The organism is Stenotrophomonas sp. 3diitr2024 (genome assembly GCF_042136455.1).
Classification (GTDB): domain Bacteria; phylum Pseudomonadota; class Gammaproteobacteria; order Xanthomonadales; family Xanthomonadaceae; genus Stenotrophomonas; species Stenotrophomonas sepilia.
In genome coordinates, this window is the sequence record NZ_JBHHMJ010000417.1 from 1 (window position 1) to 12,867 (window position 12,867).

The 12,867-nt window shown below is 66.6% G+C and carries 13 protein-coding genes; 3 read left to right on the forward strand and 10 right to left on the reverse strand.

The genetic code is table 11. The annotated features are described in order from the left end of the window. Positions 1-171: 171 nt before the first annotated feature. The 7 genes from ABGA94_RS10470 to ABGA94_RS10500 all read right to left on the reverse strand — a co-directional run bounded on the left by ABGA94_RS10470 (position 172) and on the right by ABGA94_RS10500 (position 5,622). Positions 172-1,245, reverse strand: a complete 1,074-nt coding sequence (locus tag ABGA94_RS10470) for a 3-deoxy-7-phosphoheptulonate synthase (RefSeq protein ID WP_375367219.1) — start codon at positions 1,243-1,245, stop codon at positions 172-174. Between the two features lie 295 nt (positions 1,246-1,540). Then, positions 1,541-1,798: a hypothetical protein gene (locus tag ABGA94_RS10475; RefSeq protein WP_005419663.1), complete on the reverse strand. Its 258-nt coding sequence runs from the start codon at positions 1,796-1,798 to the stop codon at positions 1,541-1,543. 90 nt (positions 1,799-1,888) lie between these two features. Beyond that, the gene (locus ABGA94_RS10480; protein WP_005419664.1) at positions 1,889-2,227 is read right to left on the reverse strand and encodes a DUF6616 family protein; all 339 of its coding nucleotides are present in this window, start codon (positions 2,225-2,227) and stop codon (positions 1,889-1,891) included. A gap of 47 nt (positions 2,228-2,274) precedes the next feature. After that, positions 2,275-3,015: a DNA alkylation repair protein gene (locus tag ABGA94_RS10485; protein ID WP_111128774.1), complete on the reverse strand. Its 741-nt coding sequence runs from the start codon at positions 3,013-3,015 to the stop codon at positions 2,275-2,277. Continuing rightward, positions 3,012-3,512 (reverse strand): MarR family winged helix-turn-helix transcriptional regulator, encoded by a 501-nt coding sequence (locus ABGA94_RS10490; RefSeq protein ID WP_005419666.1) that lies wholly within the window; start codon positions 3,510-3,512, stop codon positions 3,012-3,014. Before ABGA94_RS10490 ends, ABGA94_RS10485 begins: the two co-directional genes overlap by 4 nt. Before the next feature lie 71 nt (positions 3,513-3,583). Next, positions 3,584-4,882 (reverse strand): sensor histidine kinase KdpD, encoded by a 1,299-nt coding sequence (locus tag ABGA94_RS10495; protein ID WP_032954575.1) that lies wholly within the window; start codon positions 4,880-4,882, stop codon positions 3,584-3,586. 32 nt (positions 4,883-4,914) lie between these two features. After that, positions 4,915-5,622 (reverse strand): response regulator, encoded by a 708-nt coding sequence (locus ABGA94_RS10500; protein WP_053496943.1) that lies wholly within the window; start codon positions 5,620-5,622, stop codon positions 4,915-4,917. A gap of 106 nt (positions 5,623-5,728) precedes the next feature. Between ABGA94_RS10500 and ABGA94_RS10505 the strand changes: the two genes are divergently transcribed. After that, entirely contained in the window at positions 5,729-6,652 is a 924-nt protein-coding gene (locus ABGA94_RS10505; RefSeq protein ID WP_005419669.1) for an aspartyl protease family protein, read from the forward strand. A gap of 68 nt (positions 6,653-6,720) precedes the next feature. Further along, a complete protein-coding gene (locus ABGA94_RS10510; protein ID WP_375367221.1) occupies positions 6,721-7,881 on the forward strand; it encodes a serine hydrolase domain-containing protein in 1,161 nt (386 codons plus the stop codon). 71 nt (positions 7,882-7,952) lie between these two features. Here the strand turns inward: ABGA94_RS10510 and ABGA94_RS10515 are convergent, their stop codons facing one another. From ABGA94_RS10515 to ABGA94_RS10525, 3 genes are all read right to left on the reverse strand, one after another. Continuing rightward, the gene (locus ABGA94_RS10515) at positions 7,953-8,564 is read right to left on the reverse strand and encodes a DUF6445 family protein (RefSeq protein ID WP_053497029.1); all 612 of its coding nucleotides are present in this window, start codon (positions 8,562-8,564) and stop codon (positions 7,953-7,955) included. Positions 8,565-8,701: 137 nt separating this feature from the next. Further along, positions 8,702-10,351, reverse strand: a complete 1,650-nt coding sequence (groL, locus tag ABGA94_RS10520) for a chaperonin GroEL (RefSeq protein ID WP_005411226.1) — start codon at positions 10,349-10,351, stop codon at positions 8,702-8,704. 81 nt (positions 10,352-10,432) lie between these two features. Then, complete coding sequence (locus tag ABGA94_RS10525) at positions 10,433-10,720, reverse strand: co-chaperone GroES (RefSeq protein ID WP_005411227.1); 288 nt, start codon at positions 10,718-10,720, stop codon at positions 10,433-10,435. Between the two features lie 312 nt (positions 10,721-11,032). Between ABGA94_RS10525 and ABGA94_RS10530 the strand changes: the two genes are divergently transcribed. Further along, the gene (locus tag ABGA94_RS10530; protein ID WP_053496937.1) at positions 11,033-12,823 is read left to right on the forward strand and encodes an endonuclease; all 1,791 of its coding nucleotides are present in this window, start codon (positions 11,033-11,035) and stop codon (positions 12,821-12,823) included. Positions 12,824-12,867: the final 44 nt, after the last annotated feature.

Here is a 12,867-nt window from a genome sequence, read left to right on the forward strand (position 1 = left end):
TCCAACGCGTTCGTCGGGATCCACACCACCCCGGCGATGTACCTGGCGCTGTCGCTCATGCGCAGCGCCAGGCGCATCGCCGGTGCAGATGGGCCGGTCTCCAACTCCGGCCGGCCCTGATCGCGGCCGCACCCCCGCAGGCGCTGGCCGCCATCCACACACGTGCCGCACTCAGGCGGCTTCGGACACCTTCACGTCGCGACGGGCGCGCACGGCCGCAGCCAGTCGCTCCAGCACCGTCACGGTGGTGTCCCAGTCGATGCAGCCATCGGTGATGCTCTGCCCGTAGACCAGCGGCTGGCCTTCCACCAGTTCCTGGCGGCCACCAACCAGATGGCTCTCGATCATCACGCCCACGATGCGCTGTTCGCCGTCTTCCAACTGAACGGCGATGTCGTCGATCACCTTCGGCTGGTTCTCGGGGTTCTTCAGGCTGTTGGCATGGCTGGCATCGATCATCAGGCGCGCCGGCAGCTTGGCCTTGGCCAGCACCTGGCAGGCCTCAGCCACGCTGCCAGCGTCGTAGTTCGGTTGCTTGCCACCGCGCAGGATCACATGGCAATCCGGGTTGCCGGTGGTCGACACGATGGCAGTGCCCCCCTGCTTGGTGACCGACAGGAAATGATGCGGGTTGGATGCCGCACCCACCGCGTCGGCGGCGATCTTCACGTTGCCATCGGTGCCATTCTTGAAGCCGACGGGGCACGACAGCCCCGAAGCCAGCTCGCGATGCACCTGGCTTTCGGTGGTGCGTGCGCCGATCGCGCCCCATGCCACCAGGTCGGCGATGTACTGCGGCGAGATCACATCGAGGAATTCAACACCGGCCGGCAGGCCGAGCTTGTTGATGTCGCGCAGGAGGCCACGGGCGATGCGCAGGCCCTTGTCGATCCTGAAGCTGCCGTCCAGGTCCGGGTCGTTGATCAGGCCCTTCCAGCCCATCGTGGTGCGCGGCTTCTCGAAGTACACGCGCATGACGATTTCTAGCTCGCCAGCCAGCGCGTCGCGCAGCGGCTTCAGGCGCTGGGCGTACTCGATGGCGGCGTTGGGGTCATGGATCGAGCACGGGCCCACCACCACCGCCAGGCGGTCGTCACGGCCGTGCAGGATCTGGTGCAGGGCCGCGCGCGAGGCGCTGACGGTGTCGGAAGCTTCATCGTCACAGGGCAGCATCGCCAGCAGCTGGGCAGGCGGTGTCAGCGGTTCGATGGTGCGGATACGCAGGTCGTCGGTGTGCGGGGGCATTGCAGGAGATCTCCGGAACGTTGGGGGTCCCCAGCGTGGCGGCATGAAAAAAGCCGCCAGGTTCGCTGGCGGCTTTCGGGAATGCGTCTGAAGCTTTCTTCAGGGTGAGCGCAGTCCTTCCTCCGCCAGTGGCTTCGGAAAGTAATACCAGTAAAAGCGGGTAGCGGCTGCGTTCATGGGATCTATTGATAGCACAGCTTTTGCGCAGTGCAAAATGTTTCATCCGCAACTGGGGGCGCGGTTCAGTGATGCGCCTGACTGCGCAGCGCACGCGGTGGCCGCTGTGCAACGTCGCTCATCTGCCATGCACTTCCACGTCCAGCAGCAGGCCTTCGTGGATGTCGGCCCAGCGCTCCAGCACGCGGTCCAGCTCCTGCCGGGCCTCGTCCAGCTGCTCGGGATTGAGCAGGGAACGGGTTGTGTAGAGATCGGACACCAGCCGGCGCAGTACCGCTTCCGGGATGGCCACCGAGGGCCCTTCCATCTGCGGCAGCTGCAGTGCCGGCGTATCGCCCTGCGGGCCGTACAGCGTTACCTGGAGCGTGCTCTGCATGATCAACTTCCCTGCGGATGGACATGGGCAATGTCCTGTTTACCGCGTCCGGGGGACAGGCGCATGTGCCATGCGCGTCCGGAGGCGCTGCTACAAGGCGGCCAGGTCGGCAAGGTGCTGCCCCATCCCATCGTCTGCGCCGACGGCATTGGTGGTGGCGAAGTACTGATGCCAACCGGTGGCGGCAATGCCTTCCAGCAGGGCGTCGGCGTCTTCCCGGCTCGCGCACCTCCATACAGCGTAGAACTGCTCGCTGCCACCGTGCGCTGCGCCCTCCGCGACACGACCCATCGCCACCGGTGCGATGCGAACCGGATCGAACTGCTGCATGCCTGCGCCGATGCGGGTGAAGAAGGCAGTGCGTTGGTCAGGCGGGAGAGCGGTCCAGGCCGGGGTGGCGGTGTAGAGCTCGATGAGGGTGTAGGACATGGAAGGTCTTCCTTGAGGTTGATGAGATTGCAGGCCGGCAGCCGGTACTACCGCAACGAGCGCAGGGCGCGTTTGCGGATGTAGGCATTGGCATCGCCAGGGTGTTGCTGTTGCCACCGCGCGCACAGCTCACGCAGCCACTGCGGTTGAGTCTTGCCGGCATCGTTGAGCCAGTTCCCGACCGAGTCCTGCACGTAGCGCGCCGGGTCGTTGGCCATTGCTTCCAGCATCGGCAATGCGAGTTCTGGATGCTGCTTGAACAGCACGATATGCGTGGACCACACGCCTCGTGGGCGCAGCGCTTCGCAGGCGAAGCGGCGCAGGTAAGGCGATGCTTCCTGCGCCCACACTTGCAGGTACTCAAGCGCCTGCAACGGTGCGGCAACGATGTCGCTGCGCAGCGCCAGCCATGCCCATTCGCGCACGCCGAAGTGCGGGTCGTCAGCCAGCGAACGCATCGCCCGCAGCTTGGCCGGCAGCGCCGCGCCGGCATCGCTGCCAATCAGGTAACAGGCCCAGCCACGCACGGTGTCTGATGCGTGTGCCTGCCAGCGCGAGGGATCACCCTGCCCGGCTTCGCGCAGCAACCGCGCCGCCAGCGCCATGCGCTGGGTGATGCCCTTGCCGGAGGCGTTGCGCATACGTTGCAGCGCTTCCGGCTCGAGCACAGGTGCCACCCCCTGTAGCAGTGCGGCGAAATCCACTGCCAGGCATTCGGCCAGATGCGTGGCAGCGGCATCACCGCTGTTGAGTGCACGCAGCCGGTCCGCGGGAATGGGCGTGCTCATGCGGAGGCTTCCCGCCCGGTGTCCGTGTGCTGCCAGACCTTGCGCAGCAGCTGTGACAGCTGCTGCCGTTCATCAGCATCCAGGCCGTTGAACAGGCCGCTGATCCATTGTGTGTGCTGCTCGAACAGCGACTCGGCCAAACGCTTGCCCGGTGCGGTCAACACGATCTGCAGACGACGGCCATCCTCGCCATCGCTGCGACGCTGCAGCAGGCCTTCGCGCTGCAGGCCATCGAGCAGGCCGCTGATGGTGGCCCGGGTCACGCCAGCGCGCTCGGCCAGCGCGTGCGGCGCCAGTGCGCCGCCGGCCCCGTGCAGCAGGAACAGCACGATGAAGCGACCCTCGCTGAGCCCGTGCGGTGCCAACCGTGCAGCGCAGTCGCGATCGATCGACGAGGACAACGAGAGCAGCTGGAAGCACAGGCGCAGCTGCGCGATGTTGGCGTGGCCGCGCCGCTGCGCTTCCTCCAGCAACGCCTGATGCTTGGCTTCGATCATCCTTTATTCACTTTATGATTAGGCACCTAATTATATGGAGGAATAGCCAGTGGAAGCAAATCGGAGTTGACTCAGGAAGTGCGTCCCAGCAGCAGCCGCGCGATCAGTCCCCCGCCCTCGCGGTGCAGCAGCTGGAGTTCGCCCGCGTGGCGCTTTGCCACGTTGGCAGCCACGGCCAGTCCAAGTCCGGCACCCCCGGTGGCGCGGCTACGCGAGCCCTCGCTACGCTGGAACGGTTGCAGCAGGCGTGCGCGATCGATCTCGGCGATGCCAGGGCCGCGGTCCATCACGTCCAGCTGAACCCCGTCACCCGCCATGGCGACCCACAGCTCCACGGCACCCGCGTAGCGCTCGGCGTTGTCGATGAGATTGTCGACCGCGCGCCGGAGCAGTAGCGCATCGCCATGCCACGGCAACGTATCCGGGCCCTGAAGGGAAATGTCGACCCCGCGCAGCAGCGCCGCCTGCACGCACTCCTCCAGCAGCGCTGAAAGATCCAGCATGCGCATCTGCAACGGCTGCAGCTCACCGCGTGCGTAGTCGAGCACCTGCTCGATCATCGTATCCATGCGCTCGATGTCTGCCACCATCCTGGCGGCCTGTGGAGCGGGAGCGAACTCCGCGCGCAGGCGCAGGCCGGTCAGGGGCGTGCGCAGGTCATGCGCCACGGCCGCCAGCATATGCGTCATGTCCCTTGCCTGGGCGCGCAGACGTTCGCGACCGGTGCTGATCGCTGTGGCCAGTACCTGCACTTCGCGTGGACCGTCATCAGGCAATGGCGTTTCAGCCTGCAGGTCGACCCGTGCGCTGGCTTCAGCCAGGCGTCGCAGCGGGCGCCCCAACCGGATCGCCGCCCACGCCGCCAGAGGTGCCAGCAGGATCGCACCGCCCAGCAGGGCGAGCATCACCTGGCGGCGCCAGGCCGCCAGGTCACTGTGGTCGCTGCCGACCACCCGCCATCGGCCATCGGCCTGCCGCATCCCCAGTTCGAATGGCGGCCACTGCATGGCGGTCAGCAACGCGGCCTGCGATTTCAGCACGCCAGCACGAGCGGAGGCGTCCAGTACCGCGCCACCCTCGATGACCTGCACATCGGGCGCCCTGCCCTGCCCCGTCCACACCAGGCGTACATTCCTGGCCGGCAGGTCCATCTGCACCGCCGCCAACTGGGTGAGCCAGTCACTGGCGCTGCCCCGGGGTGGCGCGTCCTGCGTCGACATATGCAATCCCAGTGGCGCCGGCGCCTGTTCCCCACGCAGCACCTGCATCGCATGGTCCAGCCGCATCGGTGGCGGCGCGGGCCGGGGCATCCACCCCACTACCGCAACGCTGACCAGGGTTGCCAGCAGCAGGCTGGCCAAGGCCAGCATCGCGATCCAGCGGGTGGTCGACCACCGGCTGCTCACAACACCCCTACCTCCGCGTTGAAGCGGTACCCTTCACCGCGCAGTGTCTGCACAAGGGCTTCAGCGCCGGACGCGGCCTGCCCGAGCTTGCGGCGCAGGCGGCTGATCGCAAGGTCGACGGCACGGTCCACGCTGTCACTGGCTTCTCCGCGACTCAACTGCAGCAGCTGCTCGCGCGCCAGCACCCGCCCGGGACGTTCAGCCAGTGCCAGCAGCAGGGAGAATTCACCGCGGCTCAGCGCCAGTTCGGCACCATCCGGCGCGAACAGGCGACGCTGGTCAGGCAGCAATCGCCAGCCATCAAACCGCAGCTCGCTGGCCACCTGTGCGCGCAGCTTGTCCTGCCTGCGCAGCAGCGCGCGTACCCGCGCCAACAGCTCGCGCGGGTCAAACGGCTTGGCCAGGTAGTCGTCCGCGCCCATCTCCAGGCCGATCACGCGATCCGGCGCCGCCCCCATCGCCGACAGCATCAGGATCGGGATCGCCCGCGCCTGCAGCCGGCGGCATACCGACAGGCCATCCTCACCAGGCATCATCCAGTCGAGGATGATCAGGTCAGGTCGTTCAACCTGCAGCAACACGTCCAGCGCTGTTGCATCCGCCGCCACACGCACCTGGTAGCCGTGCAGCAGCAGGTGGTCGGCGATGGCGTCACGAATGCTGGCATCGTCATCGACGACGATGACGCGGATGGGAGTGTTCATTGCCCCAGTATCCCGCACCTGTGTATCAGGACGGTATCAATGCCGATATCGCGGTGATACGCCGCTGCGCGCCAATGGTCGCCCACGATCACTGCGGAGTCTCCCCTTGCGCCTGTTCCTGCTGCCCCTGTTCGCCATCCCCTTGCCGGCGCTCGCCTCCGATGCCGCCGAGCACGTCCTGCCGATGTGGATGCAGGGCGGTCATCCGGCAGTGGCCGTCTCGCTGGACGGGCGTTCAGAGCCGCTGCGCTTCGTGGTCGACAGTGCCGCCGGGGCAACCCTGGTCGATGCACGCGTAGTGCGGCGCTACGGTTTGCAGGATGCGGAAGCGGCAGTGTCGCAGGCCCAGGGCGCGAGCGCGAAGGCGGCGCGGTTGCAGCGCATGCGCAGCACAGCGTGGCAGCTGGGCAGTTGGCAATTGAAGGCCAGCGGCATGCAGGTCGACCTGTCATCGCTGGCGAAGGGCGATGATCCGGCCATTGACGGCTTGATCGGCAACGACCTGACCGGGCGCTGGGACACCCGTTGGGACTTCGGCCGCAATCAACTGGCGCTGTGGACACCCGGCGGCTTGGACCTGGAAGGGCCGGGTTGCCAACCCAATGCGCTGCCCGGCCGCGATGACGGCCTGCGCCAGTTCGGCTTCATCACGCTTGCCTTGGGTACGCCCGGCGTGGACGCCATCGCCGTGGTCGACACTGGTGCCGCGCAGACCGTCCTCAACGCCGAAGCAGCCCGCGCACTGGGCCTGCGCACCGACGGCAGCGATGCTCGGGTGCGTGCACGTGAAGAGGGCACCGAGGGGCTGGGTGGCGGTGCACAGGCAACCTGGCTGTACACCCTGCCCGGCATGACCGGCGGCAACTGGCAGCACCCGCCGATGGAGGTCCGGATCAGCGAACTGCCGGTGTTCAGGGCGATCGGCCTGGAGGCGCGACCGGCCTTGATCCTCGGTGCCGACGCGATGCGCGGTGGCCAGGTGGACATCGGTGCGGGTGCCGCGCGGATCTGCCTGCGCCGACCCGGCTGACGTCCGGCGCATGACGGCGGGAGCTGGCAGGCGTAGCATCGCGCCACGTCCCGCCAGGAGTTCCACGCATGCGCCGTGCTGTCCTGCTGTTGCTGACGCTGCTGCCGCCGGCCGCGCTGGCCGCGCCGCCGCTACCCTCGCCCGCGCGCATCGATGCCGAAGCACAGCGGCTGATGCAGGCGGCGCATGCGCGCGGGATGGCGCTGGCGGTGATCGATGGCGGCAAGGTGGTACACGTGGCCGCCTACGGCGAACGCAACGCCGCAGGCGAGCCGCTGCGCACCGATACCGTGATGTACGCCGCCTCGCTGACCAAGATGGCGTTCGGCCACCTGGTCGCACAGCTTGCCCAGGACGCACGGATCGAGCTGGACGCCAGCATCGCTACGGCGCTGGACAAGCCGCTGCCGGACTACCCGCCGGAGCCGAAGAAGTACGCCGACTACAGCGTACTGGCCGATGATGCGCGCTGGCGCCAGCTCACCCCGCGCCTGCTGCTCAACCATTCCAGTGGCTTTGCCAACTTCGGGTTCCTGGAACCCGATGGCCGCCTGAAGTTCCACTTCGATCCGGGCAGTCGTTATGGGTATTCCGGCGAAGGGCTGATCCTGTTGCAGTTCGTGATCGAGCGTGGACGGCTTAGCCAGGACGTGGGTGCATTGATGCAGCGGCAGGTATTCGACCGCTTCGGCATGGTCCACACCAGCATGATGTGGCGTGAGGATTTCGCCGCCAACCTGGCCGATGGCTGGACGGCGGAAGGCACGGCCGAGCCGCACAATGAACGCAGCCGCGTGCGTGCGGCCGGTTCGATGGATACCACCATCGCCGACATGGCGCGCTTCGCTGCCGGCTATGTCCGCGGCGATGGGCTGTCGCCTGCAATGCGCAGGGAACTGGTGCGGCCGCAGCTGCCGATCACCACCGCCAGCCAGTTCCCCACGTTGCAGCCAGAGCTGCCCGTGGCGCAGCAACGCAAGGATCTGGCTGCGGGCCTGGGCGTGGTGACGTTCCGCGGCCCGCAGGGCGCAGGCTTCTACAAGGGTGGCCACGACGATGCGGTCGGCAACACGCTGGTGTGCATCGAACGGTACAGACGCTGCGTGGTGATCCTGGGCAACGATGTACGGGCGGAAGCTGCGTTCCCGGCACTGGTGGCATTCGTACTGGGCGATACCGGCGTGCCGTGGCAGTGGGAGTATGGCGCGGCGAAGGTATTCGTCGAATGAGGGTGCGATGACGCCTGCATGGCGAACGCGGCTGGGAGGGGAGCATCCACGCCATGCGTGGATGGCACTCCTCAGCGCGCCTGCTCGAAGAACATCAGGTACACCAGCCGGCCATTCTCCGGTCGATCACCGAACGCTGGCCCGGCGGTGTGCCAGAACCAGGGCCGCAGCAGCACCAGCCGGTTGAAGCGCATCGGAATGCGCATGGTCATTTCCCACTGGCTGTCGTCGTTGCTGTCGCGCTCGATGATGTCGCGATGCATGTCGCCGCCGTTGGCGTAGCCCAATGCGGCCAGCTCCGCCGCATCCAGGGCCATGCGTTCGGTGCCGGTACGACGGTGGCGGAAGAACTCGGTGCCGCCCTCGCAGTGCTCCGGTGCACTCAGGTAGAGAATGCCCGACCAGTGCGAGTGGTCGGCGTGTACCTTGGCGCGGCCGATGTCGCCGGCAAGGGTAAGGCGGAACTTGCCGTGCGACTGCAGCGGGTTGACCGGCCGCAGCGGTTCGTTGACCAGTCGCGAGACCGCGCCGGACAGTCCATCCAGCTCCAGCCGCTGCTGTGAATTGCGGCCGGGGAATGCGCCCTCCTGGACGGGATAGTCCAGGCCCAGTGCCGCCTGGCGCAACCCCTGCGCATCGGCGGGAGAAAGGAAGTCGTCAACGACGATGAACGAGGTAGGCATGGTCACCGAGCGTAGCGATGCACTGCGGCGACGGCAACCGGGCAACAAAAAACCCCGCCTTGCGGCGGGGTTCTTCCTTACATCACATCGGGAAGGCGTGCCGACCGAGGCCGGCGACGACCGCCGGAGGCGTGGACTTAGAAGTCCATGCCGCCCATGCCGCCCATGCCACCCATGCCACCAGCGCCGCCCATGGCCGGCTCGTCCTTCTTCGGAGCTTCGGCAACCATGGCTTCGGTGGTGATCATCAGGCCGGCGATCGAGGCCGCGTTCTGCAGCGCCGAACGGGTCACCTTGGTCGGGTCCAGGATGCCGAACTGCAGCATGTCGCCGAACTCGCCGGTGGCCGCGTTGTAGCCGAAGCTGCCGGTGCCTTCCTTAACCTTGTTGATGATGACCGACGGCTCGTCGCCGGCGTTGGCCACGATCTCGCGCAGCGGGGCTTCCATCGCACGCAGGGCAATCTGGATGCCGTGGTTCTGGTCTTCGTTGGCACCCTTCAGGCCGGCCAGCGCGGTGATCGCGCGGACCAGGGCAACGCCGCCGCCCGGGACCACGCCTTCTTCAACGGCTGCACGGGTGGCGTGCAGGGCGTCGTCGACGCGATCCTTCTTTTCCTTCATTTCGATTTCGGTCGAGGCGCCGACCTTGATCACGGCAACACCGCCGGCCAGCTTGGCCACGCGTTCCTGCAGCTTCTCGCGATCGTAATCCGAGGAGGTGTCCTGGATCTGGGTCTTGATCTGCGCCACGCGTGCATCAACGTTGGCCTTGTCGCCGACGCCGTCGATGATGGTGGTGTTCTCCTTGGAGACCTGCACCTTCTTGGCGCGGCCCAGGTCCTTGATGGTGGCCTTTTCCAGCGACAGGCCGACTTCCTCGGAGATCACGGTGCCACCGGTCAGCACGGCCATGTCTTCCAGCATCGCCTTGCGGCGGTCGCCGAAGCCCGGGGCCTTGACGGCCACGACCTTGACGATGCCACGGATGGTGTTGACCACCAGGGTCGCCAGCGCTTCGCCTTCGACTTCTTCAGCGACGATCAGCAGCGGCTTGCCGGCCTTGGCGACGCCTTCCAGCACCGGCAGCAGGTCACGGACGTTGGAGATCTTCTTGTCGTGCAGCAGGATGAACGGATCATCCAGGTCAGCGGTCTGCGACTGCTGGTTGTTGATGAAGTACGGCGACAGGTAGCCGCGGTCGAACTGCATGCCCTTGACCACGTCCAGCTCGTTGTCCAGGCCCGAGCCTTCTTCAACGGTGATGACGCCTTCCTTGCCGACTTCCTTCATCGCGTCAGCAATGATCTGGCCGATCGACTCATCCGAGTTGGCCGAGATGGTACCGACCTGGGCAATCGCCTTGTCGTCGGCGGTCGGCTTGGAGATGTTCTTCAGCTCGGCGACGGCAGCCGAAACGGCCTTGTCGATACCGCGCTTGAGGTCCATCGGGTTCATGCCGGCGGCAACGGCCTTGGCGCCTTCGCGGATCAGGGCCTGGGCCAGCACGGTGGCGGTGGTGGTGCCGTCGCCGGCATCGTCGTTGGTGCGCGACGCAACTTCCTTCACCATCTGCGCGCCCATGTTCTCGAACTTGTCAGCCAGTTCGATTTCCTTGGCGACGGAGACGCCGTCCTTGGTGATGGTCGGGGCGCCGAAGCTCTTTTCCAGCACGACGTTGCGGCCCTTCGGGCCCAGGGTGGCCTTGACGGCATTGGCGAGAACATTGACGCCGCGCACCATGCGCGAACGGGCGTCTTCACCGAAACGAATATCCTTGGCAGCCATTGCATTTACCTCATTGGTAGCGCCGGACGATGCCCGGCGGCTGGGAGTTTGGGATCAGGTTGAAACAGGTCGCGCCGAGGCTCAGCCGATGACGGCGAGCACGTCGTCTTCGCGCAGGACCTTGTATTCGACGCCTTCGCTCTTGTACGAGCTGCCGGCGTACTGGCCGTAGATGACCTTGTCGCCGACCTTCAGCGACGGCGCGCGCACGTTGCCGTTGTCCAGCGGCTTGCCCGGGCCGACGGCCACGACCTCACCCTTGGTGGACTTTTCCTTGGCCGAGTCGGGGATGACGATGCCACCGGCGGAGATTTCGTCGGCTTCGATCGGCTTGACCACAACGCGGTCGTGCAGCGGCTTGATGCTCATAGGAGACCTCTTAAGTGATTGATTGGTCTAAAAAAGTCCGGCGATGTTAGCACTCACCCCGGGCGAGTGCCAGAACCGCACGTGAAGAAACCCGACAACGTCGGGAGCAGGGCAGAGATGGAGCCCCGCCGTCCCCTTTCAAGGGCGGAATGAAAAAAATTTTTCCGCCCGCGCGCGTCGGCCAAGGCGTCGGTCCTGGACAATTTCGGTGACAAGCGTCGCACTGTCAGATATCTGACGTTCATTTACGACAAAGTGTCACTGGATCGGCCTTAGGCTCGGTCAGGCATTCCCAATCACAAGGAGTAGTCGATGCGATTGCTGTCCCCGCTTGCCGCCGCCTGCCTGCTGGCGCTGGCCGCCGCGCCGGCCCAGGCCGAGGTCTTCATCAATGAACTGCACTACGACGACAGCACCGCCGCCGGTGACGTCGGCGAAGCGATCGAGGTCGTAGCCACTGCCGGTGAGGACCTGTCCGGCTACCGCCTGTACCTCTACAACGGCAGCAATCCGTCGGCCGCCACCGTCTATGCCAACACCCCGGTCCCGGCCGGCACCGCCGCCGGCTGCGGCAGCGCCAGTATCGCTGTGGTCAACTATCCGACCAACGGCATCCAGAACGGACCGAACGACGGCATCGCGCTGGTCGATGCCAGCGGCAAGGTGGTCCAGTTCCTCAGCTACGAGGGTGCCATCACCGCCTCCGGTGGCCCTGCTGCCGGCATGACCAGCCAGAACATCCCGGTGGCCGAAAGCAACAGCACCGCGCCGGGCACCTCGCTGCAGCTGACCGGCAGCGGCAGCCAGTACGCCCACTTCACCTGGGCCGAATCTGCCGGCCAGACGTTCGGCAGCTGCAACAACGGCCAGACCTTCAGCGGCGGTGGCACGCCAGGCCCCAACACGCCGCCGTCAGTCTCCACCACCACCCCGGCGCAGGGCAGCAGTACCTTCCCCGCTGCCGCCGACCTGGAAGTGGTGTTCAGCGAGACGGTGAACCTGGCCAGTGGCGCCTTCGCCCTGAGCTGCGGCACCTCCGGCAGCGTGCCGCTGACCTTCCCGGCCAGCGGCCGCAGCGTGAAGCTGTCCACCAATACCGCGCTGGTGGCCGGTGAAGCCTGCCGCTTCGACATCCGCGCCGCGCGCATCACCGACCTGCAGGGCGCGCATCCGGCCGCCGACAGCCGCATCGCCTTCACCGTGGCCAGCACCGGCGGCAATCCGGACCCGGGCAACCCGGGCGTGCCGGCCGGCTACTACTCCAGGGTCAACACCAGCAGCCCCAGCCAGCTGCGCTGCTCGCTGCACGCCACCATCAAGGGCCACACCGCCTACCCGTACAGCGGCTCGGGCACCAGCACCTGGACCATCCTGGAAATCGCCGACGAGGATCCGAACAACCCGAACCGCATCCTCGATGCCTACCGCAACCGCAGCTACGCCAAGGTCAGTGATCGTGCGGGCACCGGCAGCGGCCTGACCTACAACCGCGAGCACACCTGGCCGAACTCGCTGGGCTTTGCCACCACCACCGGTGACAAGGGCCTGCCCTACGCGCCGTACACCGACACCCACATGCTGTACCTGACCGACGCGCAGTGGAACGCCGACCGTGGCAACAAGCCGTTCGCCAAGTGCGATGCCAGCTGCGGCGAGCGTGCCACCGAAGCCAACAATGGGCAGGGCGGCGGCAGCGGTGGCTACCCGGGCAATTCCAACTGGGTGCGCACGCCGGACGGCAACACCGGCACCTTCGAGGTGTGGGGCAAGCGCAAGGGCGACATGGCGCGTGCGGTGATGTACATGGCGATCCGCTATGAGGGTGGCAAGGATGCGGCCACCGGTCAGTCCGAGCCGGACCTGGAGCTGACCGACGACCGCAGCAAGATCGTCAAGACCAGCAGTTCGCCGGCCTACATGGGCCTGCTGTCGACGCTGATCGACTGGCACCTGTCCGATCCGCCGGATGATGCCGAGCGTGCCCGCAATGACGTGGTCTACAGCTTCCAGGGCAATCGCAACCCGTTCATCGATCACCCCGAGTGGGCCACCCCGGCCCTGTTCACCTCGGCCAAGCCAGCCACCTGCCAGCTGGCCAACTGACCGCGCAACGCTGCGGTCCACTGCCGCCGCCGGGCCCAGACCCG

Coding starts and splice junctions, on each gene's coding strand:
- ABGA94_RS10530 (WP_053496937.1), top strand. CDS start 11,033: ATGCGATTGCTGTCCCCGCTTGCCGCCGCCTGCCTGCTGGCGCTGGCC.
- groL (WP_005411226.1), bottom strand. CDS start 10,351: ATGGCTGCCAAGGATATTCGTTTCGGTGAAGACGCCCGTTCGCGCATG.
- ABGA94_RS10515 (WP_053497029.1), bottom strand. CDS start 8,564: ATGCCTACCTCGTTCATCGTCGTTGACGACTTCCTTTCTCCCGCCGAT.
- ABGA94_RS10525 (WP_005411227.1), bottom strand. CDS start 10,720: ATGAGCATCAAGCCGCTGCACGACCGCGTTGTGGTCAAGCCGATCGAA.
- ABGA94_RS10490 (WP_005419666.1), bottom strand. CDS start 3,512: ATGATCGAAGCCAAGCATCAGGCGTTGCTGGAGGAAGCGCAGCGGCGC.
- ABGA94_RS10510 (WP_375367221.1), top strand. CDS start 6,721: ATGCGCCGTGCTGTCCTGCTGTTGCTGACGCTGCTGCCGCCGGCCGCG.
- ABGA94_RS10475 (WP_005419663.1), bottom strand. CDS start 1,798: ATGCAGAGCACGCTCCAGGTAACGCTGTACGGCCCGCAGGGCGATACG.
- ABGA94_RS10485 (WP_111128774.1), bottom strand. CDS start 3,015: ATGAGCACGCCCATTCCCGCGGACCGGCTGCGTGCACTCAACAGCGGT.
- ABGA94_RS10480 (WP_005419664.1), bottom strand. CDS start 2,227: ATGTCCTACACCCTCATCGAGCTCTACACCGCCACCCCGGCCTGGACC.
- ABGA94_RS10500 (WP_053496943.1), bottom strand. CDS start 5,622: ATGAACACTCCCATCCGCGTCATCGTCGTCGATGACGATGCCAGCATT.
- ABGA94_RS10495 (WP_032954575.1), bottom strand. CDS start 4,882: ATGCTGGCCTTGGCCAGCCTGCTGCTGGCAACCCTGGTCAGCGTTGCG.
- ABGA94_RS10470 (WP_375367219.1), bottom strand. CDS start 1,245: ATGCCCCCGCACACCGACGACCTGCGTATCCGCACCATCGAACCGCTG.